The following is a 1,434-nucleotide window of genomic DNA, read 5'->3' as shown; positions in this document are numbered from 1 at the left end:
GCAGTGACCCCAAAAAGTTAGACACTCTATGTTAGGCAGCTTCTACGGCATGAGCTCGGTATTTTACTGGGCTCATGCCTTTTAGTTTTGCCTTTATCCGTTTATGATTGTAATAGTTGATGTATTTCTCCAGTTCTACTTTAAACTGTTCAATATCTTCAAACTCTTGTGTATATAAGAACTCCGATTTTAAGATGCCAAAAAAGTTTTCAATAACGGAGTTATCATAACAGTTACCTTTACGTGACATACTTTGGGTAATCCCACGTTCCTTTAATGCCTGTTGATACTGGCGCATCTGATAATGCCAGCCCTGATCAGAATGAATAAGAAGCGTATCTTCGCCATTCAAACGCTCAAATGCTTTTTCAAGCATTCTAGAAACAAGGGAGTAAACTGGGCGGGATTCGATGGTGTACGTAATAATTTCCCCGTTAAACAAATCCAACATAGGTGATAAATACAGCTTTTCGCCAAATAGATGGAGCTCTGTAATATCCGTTACCCATTTCTCATTTGGTTTTTTAGCCTGGAAATTACGATCTAAAATATTCGGTGCGATTTTACCAACCGTTCCTTTATACGAGCGATACTTTTTCATTCGGACAATGCTCTTTAAGCCAAGCTCACGCATAATACGTTGCACTTTTTTATGATTGACAGAATGTCCTTCATTGTGCAGTTGATCCGTAATACGACGGTAACCATAACGGCCTTTATGCTCATGATAGATCGCTGTAATACGGGATTTTAAGTCCGCATCCTTATCTGGGCGATCGAATGTACTAACCCAGTAATAATACGTACTACGCGGAATCTGAGCCAGTTGAAGTAATGAACTAATTGGGTATTCTAGCCTTAGCCCAAATATTACTTGCGCTTTGTCTTGTTTTGTAACTTTTCCTTTTTTTGAACTAAGGCATTCAATTTTTTTAAGTAGGCGTTCTCCATTCGTAAACGTTCGATCTCTGCTTTCAAAGCTTCGACCGAGTCTTCTACTGGAGGTAATTCCCCTGTTTCTTTTTTCATTGATGGATGCCCCTTTTTCTTTGGTTTTAGGGCGTCTTCACCTTGCTCTTCCAGGACTCTTTTCCATTGTAGAATGGTCGTAGGCGCTGGAATGTTATAAATCGCGGCGGTTTCTAAAAGAGACGTCCCTGATTCGTTCATAAAATTCAGTACGTCCATTTTAAACTCTTTCGAATAGGCTGTATACCTCGTAACCAAACCTTCCATGCCATGCGCTTCATAAAGGGAAACCCATTTTACGACCGCTTTGTGATCTGCGCCAATACGTGCCCCAATATCCCTATACGATTCTTTCCCGGTCAAATAAGCTTGTACGGCTTGAAGCTTATCTTCTATGCTAAATTTACCCATAAAAAACTGCACCTCCAACTGTTAGATGGTGTCTAACAATTGGGGTGCAGTTCA

Annotated in this window: 1 protein-coding gene; it reads right to left on the bottom strand. The window is 40.2% G+C overall.

Annotated elements, in window-relative coordinates; translation table 11 throughout:
• Window positions 1-31: 31 nt before the first annotated feature.
• A protein-coding gene (locus tag PEH01S_RS34255) for an IS3 family transposase (RefSeq protein WP_127490454.1) occupies window positions 32-1,380 on the bottom strand; the annotation gives its coding sequence in 2 pieces (ribosomal slippage) (window positions 32-927 and window positions 927-1,380; 1,350 coding nt in all).
• Window positions 1,381-1,434 lie beyond the last annotated feature (54 nt).

Origin of the sequence: Paenibacillus ehimensis NBRC 15659 (assembly GCF_004000785.1) — a bacterium.
Lineage (GTDB): Bacteria > Bacillota > Bacilli > Paenibacillales > NBRC-103111 > Paenibacillus_G > Paenibacillus_G ehimensis.
Note: the sequence above shows the minus strand (reverse complement) of the source record. Positions and strands in the feature narration are given on the sequence as shown.